The sequence below is a fragment of the Pseudooceanicola sediminis genome (assembly GCF_003575965.1).
Classification (GTDB): Bacteria; Pseudomonadota; Alphaproteobacteria; order Rhodobacterales; family Rhodobacteraceae; genus Pseudooceanicola; species Pseudooceanicola sediminis.
Genome location: NZ_QWJJ01000005.1, coordinates 54,669 through 69,461, shown reverse-complemented (window position 1 = coordinate 69,461; position 14,793 = coordinate 54,669). Strand labels below are relative to the sequence as shown.

The 14,793-nt window shown below is 64.2% G+C and carries 14 protein-coding genes; 9 read left to right on the top strand and 5 right to left on the bottom strand.

All coding sequences use genetic code 11. The features are described 5' to 3' along the window. The first annotated feature begins 85 nt into the window (after positions 1-85). Positions 86-1,966 (top strand): feruloyl-CoA synthase, encoded by a 1,881-nt coding sequence (locus DL237_RS06775; RefSeq protein ID WP_119398302.1) that lies wholly within the window; start codon positions 86-88, stop codon positions 1,964-1,966. Further along, the gene (locus tag DL237_RS06770) at positions 1,963-3,588 is read left to right on the top strand and encodes an acyl-CoA dehydrogenase family protein (RefSeq protein WP_119398301.1); all 1,626 of its coding nucleotides are present in this window, start codon (positions 1,963-1,965) and stop codon (positions 3,586-3,588) included. Before DL237_RS06775 ends, DL237_RS06770 begins: the two co-directional genes overlap by 4 nt. A gap of 108 nt (positions 3,589-3,696) precedes the next feature. Here DL237_RS06770 and DL237_RS06765 read toward each other — a convergent pair whose 3' ends face one another. The 4 genes from DL237_RS06765 to DL237_RS06750 are packed head-to-tail and all read right to left on the bottom strand — an operon-like array spanning position 3,697 to position 5,915. Next, complete coding sequence (locus tag DL237_RS06765) at positions 3,697-4,020, bottom strand: YciI family protein (RefSeq protein ID WP_119398300.1); 324 nt, start codon at positions 4,018-4,020, stop codon at positions 3,697-3,699. Further along, positions 4,020-4,859, bottom strand: a complete 840-nt coding sequence (locus DL237_RS06760) for a class III extradiol dioxygenase family protein (RefSeq protein WP_119398299.1) — start codon at positions 4,857-4,859, stop codon at positions 4,020-4,022. Before DL237_RS06760 ends, DL237_RS06765 begins: the two co-directional genes overlap by 1 nt. Beyond that, positions 4,859-5,191 (bottom strand): extradiol ring-cleavage dioxygenase, encoded by a 333-nt coding sequence (locus tag DL237_RS06755; RefSeq protein ID WP_119398298.1) that lies wholly within the window; start codon positions 5,189-5,191, stop codon positions 4,859-4,861. The genes DL237_RS06760 and DL237_RS06755 overlap by 1 nt, the downstream gene beginning before the upstream one ends. A gap of 1 nt (position 5,192) precedes the next feature. After that, on the bottom strand, positions 5,193-5,915 hold the full coding sequence (locus tag DL237_RS06750; RefSeq protein ID WP_119398297.1) for an alpha/beta fold hydrolase: 723 nt from the start codon (positions 5,913-5,915) through the stop codon (positions 5,193-5,195). Between the two features lie 228 nt (positions 5,916-6,143). On the opposite strand from DL237_RS06750, the gene DL237_RS06745 reads away from it, so the two are divergent. From DL237_RS06745 to DL237_RS06715, 7 genes are all read left to right on the top strand, one after another. After that, the gene (locus tag DL237_RS06745; RefSeq protein ID WP_119398296.1) at positions 6,144-6,899 is read left to right on the top strand and encodes a GntR family transcriptional regulator; all 756 of its coding nucleotides are present in this window, start codon (positions 6,144-6,146) and stop codon (positions 6,897-6,899) included. Between the two features lie 254 nt (positions 6,900-7,153). After that, positions 7,154-8,560 (top strand): vanillate/3-O-methylgallate O-demethylase, encoded by a 1,407-nt coding sequence (gene ligM, locus DL237_RS06740; RefSeq protein ID WP_119398295.1) that lies wholly within the window; start codon positions 7,154-7,156, stop codon positions 8,558-8,560. A 269-nt stretch (positions 8,561-8,829) separates the two neighbouring features. After that, positions 8,830-9,822: a TRAP transporter substrate-binding protein gene (locus DL237_RS06735; RefSeq protein WP_119398294.1), complete on the top strand. Its 993-nt coding sequence runs from the start codon at positions 8,830-8,832 to the stop codon at positions 9,820-9,822. Positions 9,823-9,831: 9 nt separating this feature from the next. Then, positions 9,832-10,344, top strand: a complete 513-nt coding sequence (locus DL237_RS06730) for a TRAP transporter small permease (RefSeq protein ID WP_119398293.1) — start codon at positions 9,832-9,834, stop codon at positions 10,342-10,344. Next, positions 10,341-11,645, top strand: a complete 1,305-nt coding sequence (locus DL237_RS06725; protein WP_119398292.1) for a TRAP transporter large permease — start codon at positions 10,341-10,343, stop codon at positions 11,643-11,645. Before DL237_RS06730 ends, DL237_RS06725 begins: the two co-directional genes overlap by 4 nt. 120 nt (positions 11,646-11,765) lie before the next feature. Continuing rightward, positions 11,766-12,674 carry a methylenetetrahydrofolate reductase gene (locus DL237_RS06720; protein ID WP_119398291.1) on the top strand — a complete coding sequence of 303 codons (909 nt, stop codon included), beginning with the start codon at positions 11,766-11,768 and terminating at the stop codon, positions 12,672-12,674. After that, positions 12,559-13,965: a LysR family transcriptional regulator gene (locus DL237_RS06715; RefSeq protein WP_119398290.1), complete on the top strand. Its 1,407-nt coding sequence runs from the start codon at positions 12,559-12,561 to the stop codon at positions 13,963-13,965. Before DL237_RS06720 ends, DL237_RS06715 begins: the two co-directional genes overlap by 116 nt. Positions 13,966-14,052: 87 nt before the next feature. On the opposite strand, the gene DL237_RS06710 is transcribed toward DL237_RS06715, so the two are convergent. Next, entirely contained in the window at positions 14,053-14,265 is a 213-nt protein-coding gene (locus DL237_RS06710; RefSeq protein ID WP_119398289.1) for a hypothetical protein, read from the bottom strand. Positions 14,266-14,793 lie beyond the last annotated feature (528 nt).

Below are 14,793 nucleotides of genomic sequence, written 5' to 3'. Positions count from 1 at the left end.
TCGCTGTCCCGGTTTTAATGTATACATTTTTTAATTTCCTTGTAAACTATCTTCGAGGAGACATTGGATTTCGGGAGGGGGGACAATGACCACTACAGGCAAGATGCGCGCCGCGCGCGTCTGGGCACCGCGTATCCGCGAGGAGCTGCGCGAGGATGGTACACGGCTGATCTGGCAGGAGGAGGAGCTGGGCGCGTACCCGGCCCGTCTGTCGGACCGGATCGTGCATTGGGCCGAGGTCGCGCCGGATCGCACCTGGATGGCGGAACGTGACGCCAGCGGTGCCTGGGCGAGGGTCAGTTATGGCGAATTGCACGATCTGATGCAGCGGGTCGGCAGCTGGCTGATGGCGCTGGATCTGTCGGTCGAGCGACCGCTGATGATCCTGTCGGGCAACAGCGTGGCCCATGCTGTCGTGGCCCTTGCGGCGCAGTACATCGGTGTACCGTCCGCGGCGGTGGCCCCGGCCTATTCGCTGCTGGGCGAGGGGCATGGCAAGCTGCGCGATATCGTGGGGCAGGTGACGCCCGGGGCGGTCTTTGCCGACGATGGCGCGCGCTTTGCCCCGGCCATCGCGGATGTCTTTGACCCTGACGTTCGGGTGATCGTGGTAGAGGGGGATGTGCCGGGATTTGCCTGTACGCGCTGGTCTGAGGTGATCGCGACGCAGGCGAACCCCGCGGTCGAACAGGCCCGGCTGGCCGTTGGCCCGGACACGATTGCCAAGTTCCTGTTCACCTCTGGCACGACGGGATCGCCCAAGGCGGTGATCCAGACGCAGGGCATGATGTGTTCCAACATGGAGATGGTGCTGGATTGCTATCGCTTTCTGGGCGATGCGCCCCCGGTCCTGGTGGACTGGGCGCCATGGAACCACGTGGCAAGCGGCAGCAAGGTGTTCAACATCGCCATCTACAACGGTGGCACTTTCTACATCGATGCGGGCAAACCGACGCCGCAGGGCATGGCCGAGACGATCCGCAACCTGGCCGAGGTGTCACCCACCTGGTATTTCAACGTCCCGTCCGGTTTCGAGATGCTCTGCGAGGCGATGCAGGAAAGCGCCGCCCTGCGGGAGAGCTTTTTCGCGCGCCTGCAACTGATCATGTATGCCGGGGCCGGCATGGGCAGCCATACCTGGCGGCAGCTGAACGAGCTGTCGGAGGCAACGGTGGGGGCGCGTACGCTGATGGGGTCGGGGCTGGGCGCGACCGAGACGGCGCCCTTTGCCATGTTCGGTACGGCCCCCCAGGACGAGCCGGGAAATGTCGGCGTACCGGCGCGCGGCGTGGTTCTGAAGCTGGTGCCGGTCGAGGGCAAGCTGGAGGCGCGTTTCAAGGGGCCGAACGTGACGCCGGGATATTGGCGCAGCCCCGATCTGACGGCGCGAGCCTTTGACGAGGAGGGCTTCTACAACATGGGGGATGCCCTGCGCTATGCCGTGCCGGGCGATGCGGCTGCGGGATTTCTGTTCGACGGGCGCACGGCCGAGAACTTCAAGTTGCAGACGGGCACATGGGTCGCCGTGGGCGCGATGCGGGCCAAGCTGGTCGATGCGATGCAGGGGCTGGTGCGCGATGCGGTCATCGCCGGCGAGAACCAGCATGAACTGGGCGCGCTGCTGGTGCCCTTCCGCCCGGCGCTGGAGCGGCTGGTCGAAGGGGGCGCGCAGATGGACGATGCCACGTTGTTCGCCCATCCGCAGGTGCGGGCGCGGATCGAGGCATTGCTGGGCGATCTTGCACGCAGCGCCACCGGATCGTCGGGGCGGATTGCGCGGGCGTTGCTGCTGGACGTGCCGCTGGAAATGAGCCGGGGCGAGGTGACCGACAAGGGGTCCGTCAACCAGCGCGCAGTCTTGGCCAACCGTTCGGATCTGGTGCGGCAATTGTATGACGGGGGGCCGAAGGTGCTGTTTCCGGCAGCTGCGGCGCGGACAACCGAGCCTGCGGGAGAGCGGGCATGAAGGATTTCGCAACACGCCGCTCGGCCGACCAGCAGCGCCGCACCCTGGCGGCGCTGGCGGCCACGCCGGGCTGGGCGGCGGTTTGTGCGGCGCGCGACGATATCGACGATCACGTGGTCGCGGCGATCCTGGAGGCGGCGGGCGCGCTGACCGATGAGGTTCTGGCGCCGCTGGACCGGGTGGCGGACCAGCAGGGATGCCGGATCGGGGCGGGCCGGGTGCAGGTGCCGCAGGCCTACCACGCGGCGTTCCGGGCCGTGGCCGAGGGCGGCTGGATGGGGCTGGACCTGCCGCAGGATTTCGGCGGCAGCGGTTTGCCGATCACGGTGCAGGCGGCGGCGGGGCAGATTTTCGACGGCGGGTGCCCGGCCTTCAACATGGTCACGGGGGCCAGTCGGGCGGGCGCGGTGCTGCTGGCCGAGCGCGCGCCGGCGGATGTTGCCGCCCTGTGGGTGCCGGATCTGATCGCGGGCAGACGCAGCACGACCATCTGCATTTCCGAACCCGGCGCAGGGTCGGACGTGGGGCGCATCAGCACACGGGCCGTGCAGGGCGAGGATGGAGTCTGGCGCGTCACCGGGCAGAAGATCTGGATTTCCTTTGGCGATCACGACCTGACGCCGGTGATCGGGCATTGCCTGCTGGCGCGCACCGGAGAGGGGGCGGGCACGCGCGGTCTGAGCCTGTTCCTGGTGCCGTCGCGGCGCGAGGATGGCTCGGAGAACGGCGTTACTGCGTTGCGGTTAGAGGAAAAGATGGGCCTGCACGGTTCGCCCACCTGCGTCATGGAATTCGCCGGGGCCGAGGCGGTGCTGCTGGGAGAACCGGAGCGCGGGCTGGTGCAATTGTTCACGATGATCGAACTGATGCGCCTGCAGACCGGCTGTCAGGGGTTGGGCGCGGCCAGCCGGGCCTGTGATATCGCCGAGAGCTATGCCGAGGAACGGTTGCAGGGCGGCGCGCCGACTGAACCGCCGGTGGCCATCGCGCGGCACCCGGATGTGCGCCGCCAGTTGGGTGCGATGCGCGGCGCGACCGAGGTGCTGCGGGTCGCGGTGCTGGAGATTGCCTGCGCCATGGACCTGGCGCGGCAACCGGCGGAGGACGACGCGGCGGCACTGGTCGCCTATCTTTTGCCGCTGATCAAGGCGTTCGGGGCCGAGACCGGCTTTGATGTGGTGAATGCGGGTATCCAGGTGCTGGGCGGGGCGGGCTATACCGCCGAATGGCCGCTGGAACAGATGCTGCGCGATAGCCGCGTTCTGGCGATCTACGAAGGCACGACAGGGATGCAGGGGATTGATTTCCTTGAGCGGCAATTGATCCGCAATCGCGCGGGGTTCGACGCCTTTATCCGCCGGGCAGGGGCCGGGGGGGAGGGCGACGGTGCGGTCGTGATCGCGCGGTTCGCGGCACTGGCCGATGTGCTGCTGTCCTGCCCGGATGCGGACAAGCGGTTGATGGCGGCGGATGACTGGTTGCGGGCTGGCTGGCTGGCGCTGACCTGCTGGCTGGCGCCGCGCGTGGCCAGTTACGATGCGCCCGCGCGCGATCATGCGATGGCGCAGATGAAAGCGCGTTTCGCGGTGCATGAGGCGGCCGTGCACGCGGCCCTTGCCTGACGGACCCTTGCCTGACGGACAGGCCCCTTGCGTTCAGGGCGGGGCGCTTGCCTTAAGGACAGGGCGCGGAGCCGGTAGCGACGCGCCCTGTTTCAGCAAGGCGGAAGGTTACAGGCGCGGGCTCATCGGGTCGGTGATGCGCTGTGCCTGAAAGCTGTCGGGCAGGGGCGTGATGTCGATGTCAGCCACTATGCCTGCCCGCGCGAAGGGGTCGCCTTCGGCAAAGCGGCGGGCGTCGTCGGGCGTTGCGGCCTCAAGAATCCCGAAGTTGCCGATGGAACCGCCCGTCGCATCGGTCAGGGCCGATCCGATCAGGACCGAGACCAGACCATCGCCCCCGGACGTCACCCATACGCGGTGATCCGGACGCAGCGTATCCCGGGCGGCGTCCTGATCCGGGTGGTGCAGGCAGCGCATGAGGAAGAAGGCCATCAGGCGTTTTCCAGCACGACCATGCCAGCGCCGGTCATCGAGGCGGGGGCGTGGTAGTGGCGATGTTTCAGCGTGACCTTGTCGTTCATCGCAGCGCGCATCACCAGCCACATGATCAGCTCTGCCCCTTCGGAGCCGAACTCTTCGACATAGTCTTCCCGGGTCATGTCGCGGTAATGTTCGTAGTTGTCGGCGATGCCGTTCAGCCATGCCTCGTCCGCGGCGCGGTTGATGAAGCCGGCGCGGCTGCCCTGAAGTTGGTGCGACAAGCCGCCGGTGCCCATGATGACGACGCGGTCGTCGCCGGGAAAGCTCTCGATGGCGTCACGCAGGACCTTGCCCATGTCCCAGCAGCGCTGCGGCGTCGGGATCGGGAACTGGATCGTATTGACCCAGATCGGCAGTACCTTGACCGGCCAGGCGTCGGGATGGCCGAAGAACAGCTCCATCGGGACCTGAAGGCCATGGTCGACGTCGATCTCGCGGCAGACCAGCGGGTCGAAATGGCGTTCGACCAGCTGGTCGACGAAATGCCACGACATGTCCTGCGCGCCCTTGAAATCAGGCACATTGCGCGGCCCCCAGCCCTCGTCCACCGGGCGATAGGTCTCTGCTACGCCCACGGCAAAGGTCGGCACCCGGTCGAGAAAGAAGGAATTGCCGTGGTCGTTGAAGATGACGACGGCCACGTCGGGTTTCATGTCGGCCATCCACTGCTTTCCAGGGATGTACCCGTCGAAGAAGGGTTTCCAGTCGGGGGTATCCGCAAGGCCCTTGTCGAGCGCCGCGCCGATCGAGGGCACGTGGCTGGTGCCGACTCCGCCAATGATTTTTGCCATCAGATTTTTCCCAGACGTTGTTGCAGGAACAGATCATGGTCCATGCCGGCCTGCGCCGCGCCAATGCGCGTCATCGGTGTCGGGTCGATGGCCGAGATCTTGAGAATGAAGAACAGGTTGCCGCCGAGCGCGACCATCTCGTGCCAGTCGCGCGCCATGACGGCGGCTTTTTCAGCCTCGCTGAGGCCGTGGCTGTCGAGAAAGGCCGATTCGTCGGCCTTGAAGGCCTCTCGGTTGGCGGGGATGCCCAGCGACATGGCCATCTTGTTCATGCGGTAGCCGCGGATCGAACCGGCGCGGTCGTAGAGCGGGGTTTCGGGGATGTCGGACATGTCAGGCCTCCTGCGGGGTGGCGGTTGCCAGGCCCTGACGGCTGAGCCAGTCAAGCACGAGGGCGGCGGTTTCATCGGGGCGTTCGACGGGCATGAAGTGCCCGGCGTTGTCGATCACGCGCAACTCTGACTGCGGTAGCAGGTCTGCAATCACCTGATGCTGGGCCACGGGTGACCACAGATCCTGTGCGCCGGTCAGCAGCAGCACGGGACAGGTGATGTCGGGCAGGTAGGTCGCGGCATCGGGGCGCGCAAGAAGGGCGCGGATCTGGCGTTCGTGCACGTCAGCGCCGGCGGCGAGGACCATCTCGGTCAGGTCGGACACCAGGGCGATGTCGCCAGTACGGGCGGGGTCGAGCATACCGGGGAGCCAGTCTGCGGCCAGCGCCTGCATGTCGCGGTGGCCCAGGTCGATCTTGGCCTGACGCTTGGCGTCTTCGCCGGGTGTGCGGGCGTTGTGGCCGGTATTGGCCAGGACGAGGGCCTGCACGCGTTCCGGGGCCTGGTGGGCGATTTCCATCGCCACGCGACCGCCCAGGGAATGGCCGACCGCGATGAAGGGGCCCGACACCTCGTGCAGCAGGCGCGCGGCCATGGCGGGAATCGTCGCATCACGCGTCACATCCGCGTCGTGAAATGTCGTCCCGTCGGTCGCCTGATCACGCAGGCATTTCCACACGCGGGCGTCGGACACCAGGCCGGGTATCAGCAACAATGTGGTCATAAAGGCCCTCCCCAGCCGAGATATGAATACATTTGATACTGAGTTAGGCTCGAAATCCGCGAATTTCAAGAAAATTCTCGGATAAATGAATACATAACCCGGGAAAATGCTATGCTCGGGGCACAGTCGCCAGTGTATTGGAGTTGCCGCACAGTTGCGTGTATACACGGGCGGACACGGCATGGATACCCCGGGCGCAGACGCCAGCGGGGCGAAACGGAGCGGTAAATGGTCGAGAACACTGGCGCGAATACCCATACCAAGCGCGCGTTGGAGGAGTTGCGCCAGAGGATTCTGAGCGGAGCCTTTCCCGGCGGTACGCGCCTGTTCGAGGTGGCACTGGCCGAGGATTTGCAGGTCTCGCGGACACCTGTCCGCGAGGCGATGTCGCGGCTGACCGAAGAAGGTCTGTTGGAGCGTGCGCGCAATGGCGGTTTCCTGGTGCGCAGTTTCGATTTCGCCGATGTGCTGGACGCGATCGAGCTGCGCGGCGTGCTGGAGGGGACAGCGGCGCGCCTGGCGGCGGAACGGGGCGTCAGCGATGCGCGGCTGAAGGAAATCTCGGAAATCGTGCGCCAGTTGGATACCTGTTTCGGCAATGGCCCGGATGACGTGGATTTCGATGCCTATTCCGAACTGAATGGCCAATATCACCTGGTGCTGGCGGCCCTGCCGGGCAGTGCGACACTGGAGCGGGAGATCGCGCGCGCGACCCGGCTGCCCTTTGCCTCCCCTTCGGCCTTTCTGCCGGACCGGCGCCAGTTGTCGGCGTTTCGCAGGTCGCTGGGGCTGGCGCAGGATCAGCACCATCAGATCATCCATGCGATTGTGCGTCGAGAGGGTGCGCGCGCCGAGGCGCTGGCGCGGGAACATGCCTGCGCGGCGCGGCGCAACGTCGAATACATTTTTTCCGCCGACAGCAGTGTCGCCCAGACGGTTCCGGCGCTGGCGCTGGTGGGGCAGGGCAACCGCAACGACGACTGACGCCGCCACGACTGACGCCGCGACGACTGGCAGCGGGGCGGGCCATCGGCCCGCAGGCGCGACGTGGCGCAGATATCGCCATCAATCCGAATACCGTGACGCAGCGTGGCATGGCCGCGCGCGGGATGTGGCGTGGCCTGTGCGGACCACCTGAAAGCGGCCAATTTTCGCGGAATGATTTTTTTCGCTTGCTTTTTGTCCGCCGATTCACGACTTCATGTATACATTGGATTTGAAAATGGGAGGAGCCAGTCATGGCTGGAGAGAGTTTTTCGGAGCTTCTAAAGGGATATGCCAACCCTGTGGAACTGCTGCGCAATTCCAAGAGCGGTATCTATGTATACCCAGTCGTCGCGCCTGAGTTTTCCAACTGGCGCAGCGAGCAAGAGGCATGGCGTCACACCGCCGTGCTGTTCGATCAGACGCACCACATGGACGAACTGATCGTTGAAGGCCCGGACGCAGAGGCGTTCCTGGCCTATGTCGGCATCAACGCCTTCGGCAATTTCGACCTGAACCGCGCCAAGCACTTTGTTCCCGTGACGCCTGCTGGCGATGTCATTGGCGACATGATCATTTTCCGCGAGCGTGAGGACAAGTTCGTGCTGGTGGGTCGTCAACCGACCGCCAACTGGACCAAGTTCCAGGCCGCCATCGGCAAATGGAAAGTGCGCCTGACGCATGATCCGCGTTCCGACAGCCGCCCCGACGGCGAGCGTATCCTGCGCCAGCACTATCGCTTTCAGATCCAGGGGCCTGACGCCAACAAGATCTTTGAAAAGATCAATGGCGGCCCGGTGCCGGATGTGCCGTTCTTTCACGTCGACTGGATCAATGTCGGGTCGAAAAAGGTGCAGGCATTGCGCCACGGCATGGCCGGCGCACCGGGTCTGGAAATCTGGGGCCCCTATTCCGACAAGGCCTATATCCTGTCCGTCATTCTTGAAGCGGCCAAGGACACGGGCGTCGATCTTCGCCGTGTCGGCGCGCGCGCCTATTCGACCAACACGCTGGAATCGGGCTGGATTCCCTCGCCTCTGCCGGGCATCTACACCGGTGATGGCATGATGGAGGAATATCGCGACTGGCTGGGTGCAGATGCCTACGAGGCCGTCGGGTCGATCGGTGGCAGCTTTGTGACCGATGACATTTCCAAGTATTATGTCAATCCGTTCGAGCTGGGCTATGGTTTCTACATCGGCTGGAAAAAGGACGACTTCATCGGCAAGGATGCCCTGACCAAGCTGAAGGGCGCCCCGACCAACCGCAAGAAGGTGACGTTCGAGTGGAACCGCGAAGACGTGATGAAGGTGATCGCATCCGGATTTGAAGAAGGTCTGCCCTACAAGTGGATCGATTTCCCGCAGCCGAACTATGCGTCCTCCAGCGCCGACATGATCCTTCAGGGCGACAAGATGGTGGGTATGTCGATGTTCAACGGGTATTCCTACAACGAGCGCAGCATGCTGTCGTTGGGTGTGGTGAATGCGGACGTGAAGATCGGTGACGTTCTGACGCTGAAGTGGGGCGAGCCGGACGACACGCAGAAAACCTCGACCGAGAAGCACCGCCAGGCGGACATTCGGGTACGGATCGCGCCCACGCCCTACGCCAAGGAAGCGCGCGAAAACTACGCCGACAGCTGGCGCACCAAGAGCTGATCACAGGCGGCGCGAATTGCGCCCCTGCAAAGCGATGAATGGGAGCGGCGATCAGCCGCTCCTGTTTCGCGTTGCGGAAAGTGAATTCTCGAAACGTTTATAGTATGGATTTTCATGAGTTAAGAGCGGCGACTTGCGTAATCCGTTGCTTAAATCTTATAATCTGTACGGCAATCGAATTTGAGTGCGCGGCTCTCCCGGCGCTAGGCTTGTCCGGTATGCGGTGCGCCCCCTCGGGTGGTTGCCTCGTATGTTTCAGGGAGGAAACCATGATCTACAAAACACTCAGCAGCTTTGCTGTGTCCACCGCCGTCGTGCTGGGCGGCCTGACCGCGGCTGCGGCCGAAGAACTGTCTTTTGCGCACTTTGTGCCGCCGGCGCATACGCTGACCGCATCGGTGGTCGAGCCGCTGGCCGACTCGCTCGCGGCCGACACCAACGGCGAGCTGACCGTGCGCGTCTATCCCGGCGGCGAACTGGGCAAGGGCCCGCTGGAGCAATACGTTCGCGTGGTGCAGGGCGTTGCCGATATCGTCTGGGGGCTGCCGGGCTACACCTCTTCGCAGTTTGAAAAGACCATGATCGCGGAAATGCCAGGGGCGATTCCGGCGGGCGAGCCGGGCTATGCCGCCATTTGGCGCGCGTATCCGATGCTCAAGAGCGAGTTTCCGGGGACCAAGCCGCTGGCATTGTGGACGTCCGAGCCGAACGTTTTCATCATGAAGGATCATGATGTGCGTACGCCCGCCGATGTGGCTGGCCTCAAGATCCGCGTCGCGGGATCGACATCGGCCGCCGTGGTCGAGGCGCTTGGCGGGACACCGGTGCAAATGCCTGCGGGCGATATCTACAACGCGCTGCAAACCGGGTTGATCGACGGTGTGATCACCGGGTCCAGCGCGATCGGCGATTTCAAGCTGGACGAGGTTGCCAATTCGTACACGCTGGGCGCCCCGCTGGGCACCTTGACGTTCTACGTGGTCATGAACCAGGCGCGCTATGACGGTCTGAGTGACGCGGAGAAGGCGGCGATCGACAAGGTGGCCGGTGAAGTCCTGTCAAAAAGCGCCGAAGATGCGTGGAACGCCCGGGCGGATCAGGTGATCGAAGGGTTGCGGGCCGATTCCAACGTGACCGTGATCGACCTGGACGACGCCCAGGCGGCTGCGTTCGGCGATCTGACCCTGCCGGTGACCGAAGCGTCGCTGAAAAATATCGACGGTGGCGACGAAGTGCTGGCGGCGATGCGCGGCGGCGAATGAGGACACTGAATGTATTCCTCGCTTAAGCGTCTGGCGGACGGGTTGATCAACCTGTCCTCCTTTCTCGGCACGCTGGGCCTGATCTTTGTGACATCGACCGTTCTGGTCGATGTCATTGGTCGGTTCTTCGGTGCCCCGCTGCGCGGTGCGCAGGATTTCACGCAGATGGGCATGGTGATCATCGTCTTCGGGGGGATGGCCCTGTGTGACCGGCTGGGAGGCCACGTGGCCGTCGATATATTCGAGAGCAAGTTCAGCAGGGGCATGAACCATGCCTTTGATATCTTTGCCGCCCTTCTGGGCGCCGTGATCTTTCTGGCGATCGCCTACACGGTTTACGACAGTTCCAAGCTGTCGCAGATGCTGAACCTGGCAACCAATATCGTTCGGTTGCCGAAATGGTACTTTCAATGGGCGCTGTCGCTGCTGGCGGTCATTACCGCGCTTGGCATGGTGTTGCGCGCGGTCGAGCTGATGCTGGCCGGCCCGCATGCCCGGGCGCAGCGGGAGATTCGGGAATGAGTGGCGGATTAATCGGCCTGACCGGCGTGATCATCCTGTTCGTGATGCTGATCATCCGCATTCCGGTGGCCTTTGCGATGTTCGCCGTCGGCTTTACCGGCATCTGGGTGCTGCGCGACCTGAATTCGGCCATGAGCCTTTTGGCGTCGGAGAGTTTCACCATTGCCTCGTCGGCGGAACTGGTGGTGGTGCCGCTGTTCATCCTGATGGGCAACGTCGCCTCGGTCACGGGGATGAGCGCGCGCCTGTATGACGCGGCCTATGCCATCATCGGGCAGATCCGGGGCGGTCTGGCGCTGGCCACCGTGCTGGGGTGCGCAGGGTTCGCCGCCTTGTCGGGATCGTCCGTCGCCTCGGCGCTGACCATGGGCAAGGTCTCGATGGATCAGATGAACCGCTTTGAATACGACAACCGCCTGTCGACGGGCGTCGTGGCGGCTGGCGGCACCCTGGGCATCCTGATCCCGCCCTCGACCGGGTTCGTGATCTACGCGATCCTGACGCAGCAGAGCATCGGGCGGCTGTTCCTTGCGGGCATCCTGCCGGGGTTGCTGTTGCTGTCGATGTTCATGCTGACCGTCGTGCTGTTGTGCTGGCTGATGCCCGGCTTCGGGCCACGCGGCCCCAAGTCCTCGATGCGCGAAAAAGGTCGCAAGCTGGCCGGGGCGTTGCCGGTGCTGCTGGTGGTCATCCTGACCATCGGCGGGATCTATGGCGGGCTGTTTTCGCCGGTCGAGGCATCTGCCGTCGGGGCGGGCCTGGTGATCCTCATCGGGATGATCGAGGGACGGTTGGACTTTGCCCGGTTCTGGGAGGCGGCAAAAAGCTCGATCGTGACGTCGGCCACGGTGATGCTGATCCTGATTTCGGCGCATCTGATCAACCCGTTCCTGGCGCTGACGCACATCCCGTCGCTGATCGGGGATTTCCTGGCGGGGCTGGATGTTGCGCCGCTGGTGGTGCTGGGGTTGATCCTGCTGACCTACCTTGTTCTGGGGTGTTTCCTGGAAGGGTTCGCCATGCTGGTGCTGACGATGCCGATCTTCTTTCCGGTGATCACGCAACTGGGGATGGACCCCATCTGGTTCGGCGTTCTCTGTGTGCTGACACTGGAAATGGGGCTGATCTCTCCGCCGGTCGGGGTGAACGTATTCGTCGTCAAGTCAGTGGCGCAGGACGTGCCGCTGGGCCGGATCTTTGCGGGGGTGATGCCGTTCTGGATCGCCATGCTGGTGACGCTGGCCATCCTTGTCGCCTTTCCGCAGATCGCGCTGATCCTGCCGAACACGATGATCGAATGACGACCTCCTCCCTCACCGCTGCGTGAATACATTTGTCGCCAATTGAGGCGAGTGGCGGCCAATTAAGTTGATATTGGCCGCCGCAGTGTATACATTGAGCGGAGAGGGAGGAGTTCTATCATGGTCAGTCTATTTGGCAAGCGACGCGATTCGGCGCAGCCCACCCCGTCTGGGGTCCGCGATCTGGTGCGCGGTTTTTCAATCGAGGTGATGCCACGGACGGCGGCCAAGATCGAAGATTTCCAAGGGCTTCTGCCACAGGATACGCGGGTCTACATCGCCCACATCGAAGGCACCCCGATCGAGGACATGGTTGCCACAGCGCAGCGGCTGGGCCAGGCCGGGTTTGAGGTGATGCCGCATTTCCCTGCGCGCATCATCCGTGACCGGGCGATGTTGCAGGATTGGGTCAAACGCTATTCCGAAGAGGCGGGGGTGACCTCGGCATTGCTGCTGGGCGGATCGCCGAAAACGCCTGTCGGAGAGTTCGACTCGTCCATGCAAATGCTTGAAACCGGGGTGTTCGATACCCACGGCTTTACCCGCCTGCACGTCGCGGGCCACCCCGAGGGCAACCGCGATATCGATGCCGACGGCTCGACAAAGCTGGTCGATGATGCGTTGCGGTGGAAACAGGATTATTCCGAAAGGACGGACGCCGAAATGGCGATTGTGACGCAGTTCGTCTTTGACGCGGCCCCCGTGCTGAACTGGATCAGCCGCCTGCGCGAGGCGGGCGTGACGTTGCCGGTGCATGTTGGTGTCTCGGGGCCGGCAAAGCTGCAAACCCTGATCCGCTTTGCCATTGCCTGTGGTGTCGGCCCGTCGCTGAAGGTGCTGGAAAAGCGGGCGCTGGACCTGAGCAAGCTGCTGGTGCCGTATGAACCCACCGATGTGCTGAGCGCCCTTGCCGATGCTCGCCAGATCGGCAAGATTGCGCAGATCCATTTCTTCCCCCTCGGTGGCATCAAGACCTGTGCCGAATGGGCGAAGCGCAATGGAGGAGCGCCGCTGCAAGCGGTCGTCTGAGCCGGGCGCGGGAGGCGCCCTGGCAGAGACGACGGGGCGGCGGCAACAGGATCTGACAGCTTGGCCAGGGGAGGGGCGAGCGGTGGTGATTGCCGAATATTATCCTAATCTCAGGCACATGGCCGGGATCGTGGCGATAGCCGACACTGGCAGCATGTCCGAAGCGGCCGTCCGTCTGAACCTTTCGCAACCGGCGCTGGCGCAGGGGTTGGCCAAGGTCGAACGGCAGATGAAGGGGGCTTTGTTCCGGCGTGATGCGCGCGGAATGCGGTTGAGCGAGGCAGGCGAAATCTTTGTCGCGCGGCTGCGTCGGGGGTTCGATATCCTGCGGCAGGCGTCACCTGTCACAAAGCGCAGCAACCTGCATCAGCTGGTCACCATGAACCAGATGCTGAGCCTGATCGCGGCGGTGGATCACGGCGGGTTCCGCCCGGCCGCCGCCAGGATGGGACGGGCGCCATCATCGCTGAGCCGGGCCTGCCGTGACCTTGCCGATCAGGCGGGCACGCCGCTGTTCGAAGTGGGGCCGATCGGCTTTCGCCCCACCCCCCAGGCCGAGGAGCTGGCGCGGGTTTTTCGACTGACTCTCAACGAGATACACCAGGCGGCGGCAGATGTGCGCGGGCTTCAGGGCGATTACGCCGGGCGGTTGGCGGTCGGGTGTCTGCCCCTGGCGCAGGCGGTGATCCTGCCCGAGACGCTGAACCGTTTCGCACCGGAATTTCCCGGCATCACTCCTCAGGTGGTCGGGGGCAGATATGCCGACCTTGTGCAGGGGCTGCTGAACGGAGATCTGGATGTGCTGATCGGGGCGCTGCGGCACGAGGCGATGCCGGGTGCGCTGAACTGCGGTCTGGCGCATGTGCCGCTGTTTTCGGATCGGCTGGTGGTGGCGGCGCGGATGGGGCATCCGTTGGCCGGAAAGACGGCGGTGACCCTGGAAAACCTCAAGGAATTTCCGTGGGTTGTGCCGGGTTCCGGTGCCCCGGCGCGGGGGTGCTACGACCAGTTGTTCCAGAGTGGAGCGGCCGCGCCGCGTGGTGTGCCGCGCCCCATCGAGACCGAGGTGCAGGGGGTGGTGGGCGGCCTGCTGCGATCCTCCGACCGGCTGGCGATCCTGGCGCGCAGCCAGTTTCCGCGGGATGGCAGCCTGCAACCGATCAGTTTCGACCTGCCCGACAGCCAGCGCGAAATCGGCCTGACCTATATCGAGGGGTGGTTGCCGTCGGTTCCGCAGGCGCGGTTCCTGAGCCTTTTGGGGGATGTCGTCGCGGACACGGCGGTTGTCTGAGACGGCAGCGCGGTCAGGCGCACAGAAAAAGACCGGCCCGCGATGAGGGGGCCGGTCTTTTCAACTCTTTATTCGCGATGATCGAAATCAATCAGCGAAGTACTTGTTAACAAGGTGTTTTCCGATGTCCTGACGGGCCAGGCCGCGGTCGCGCAGCTGCTTGTCGGAGATGTACATCAGCGCAGATGCCTCACGCGAGGCCGCGATGGCGCGGTGGATCGAGGTGAAAACGTCTGCCACGGTGCGGCCCGCATTGCGGAGGCCAGCGAAGGGGGCGTGCGGTGCGGTGATAAAGGCCATGCTACTCGTCCTTGGTGTCGGATTTGATATCTGTTGTTGCCCTGATACCTAAGGCTTTCTGCGGCGCAGCACAAATGTAGCTTCGGTAGCCCCGTCATGCGTCTTGTGCAGGGCTGAGCCGGTCAGGGATGACGCTGGCGCAAGGCTGCATTGCGCGCGGCGGGAACAGGATTTTCGCGGAGAGGGGCGCCGACCGGGCGGTCGCGGGCATGAAATGTCGGTGCGGCGGACATTGGGGTGGCCAAGTCATTGAAAAGGCTAAATTCCGACGTCGGTATCTGAACGGTATCAAAGCGGTATCCGAGCGGTGCAGCGGCGAGACCCGCGCACAGGATGCACCAGCGCCGAAACGCGGGTGATCACCTGCCGGGCGGAGGCCGGGGAGCGGGCGACCGGGCGACAGGGCGGAGGGGGGCACCTGGCGGGCACATGCCCGTGCAGGCGGCAGGACGACCCCGCGCCAGCGCGGCTGCCGTCAGTGCGGGCTGGCCGGGCCGAAAGCGAAGTGCGCCGCATCGTTCGGCTGGC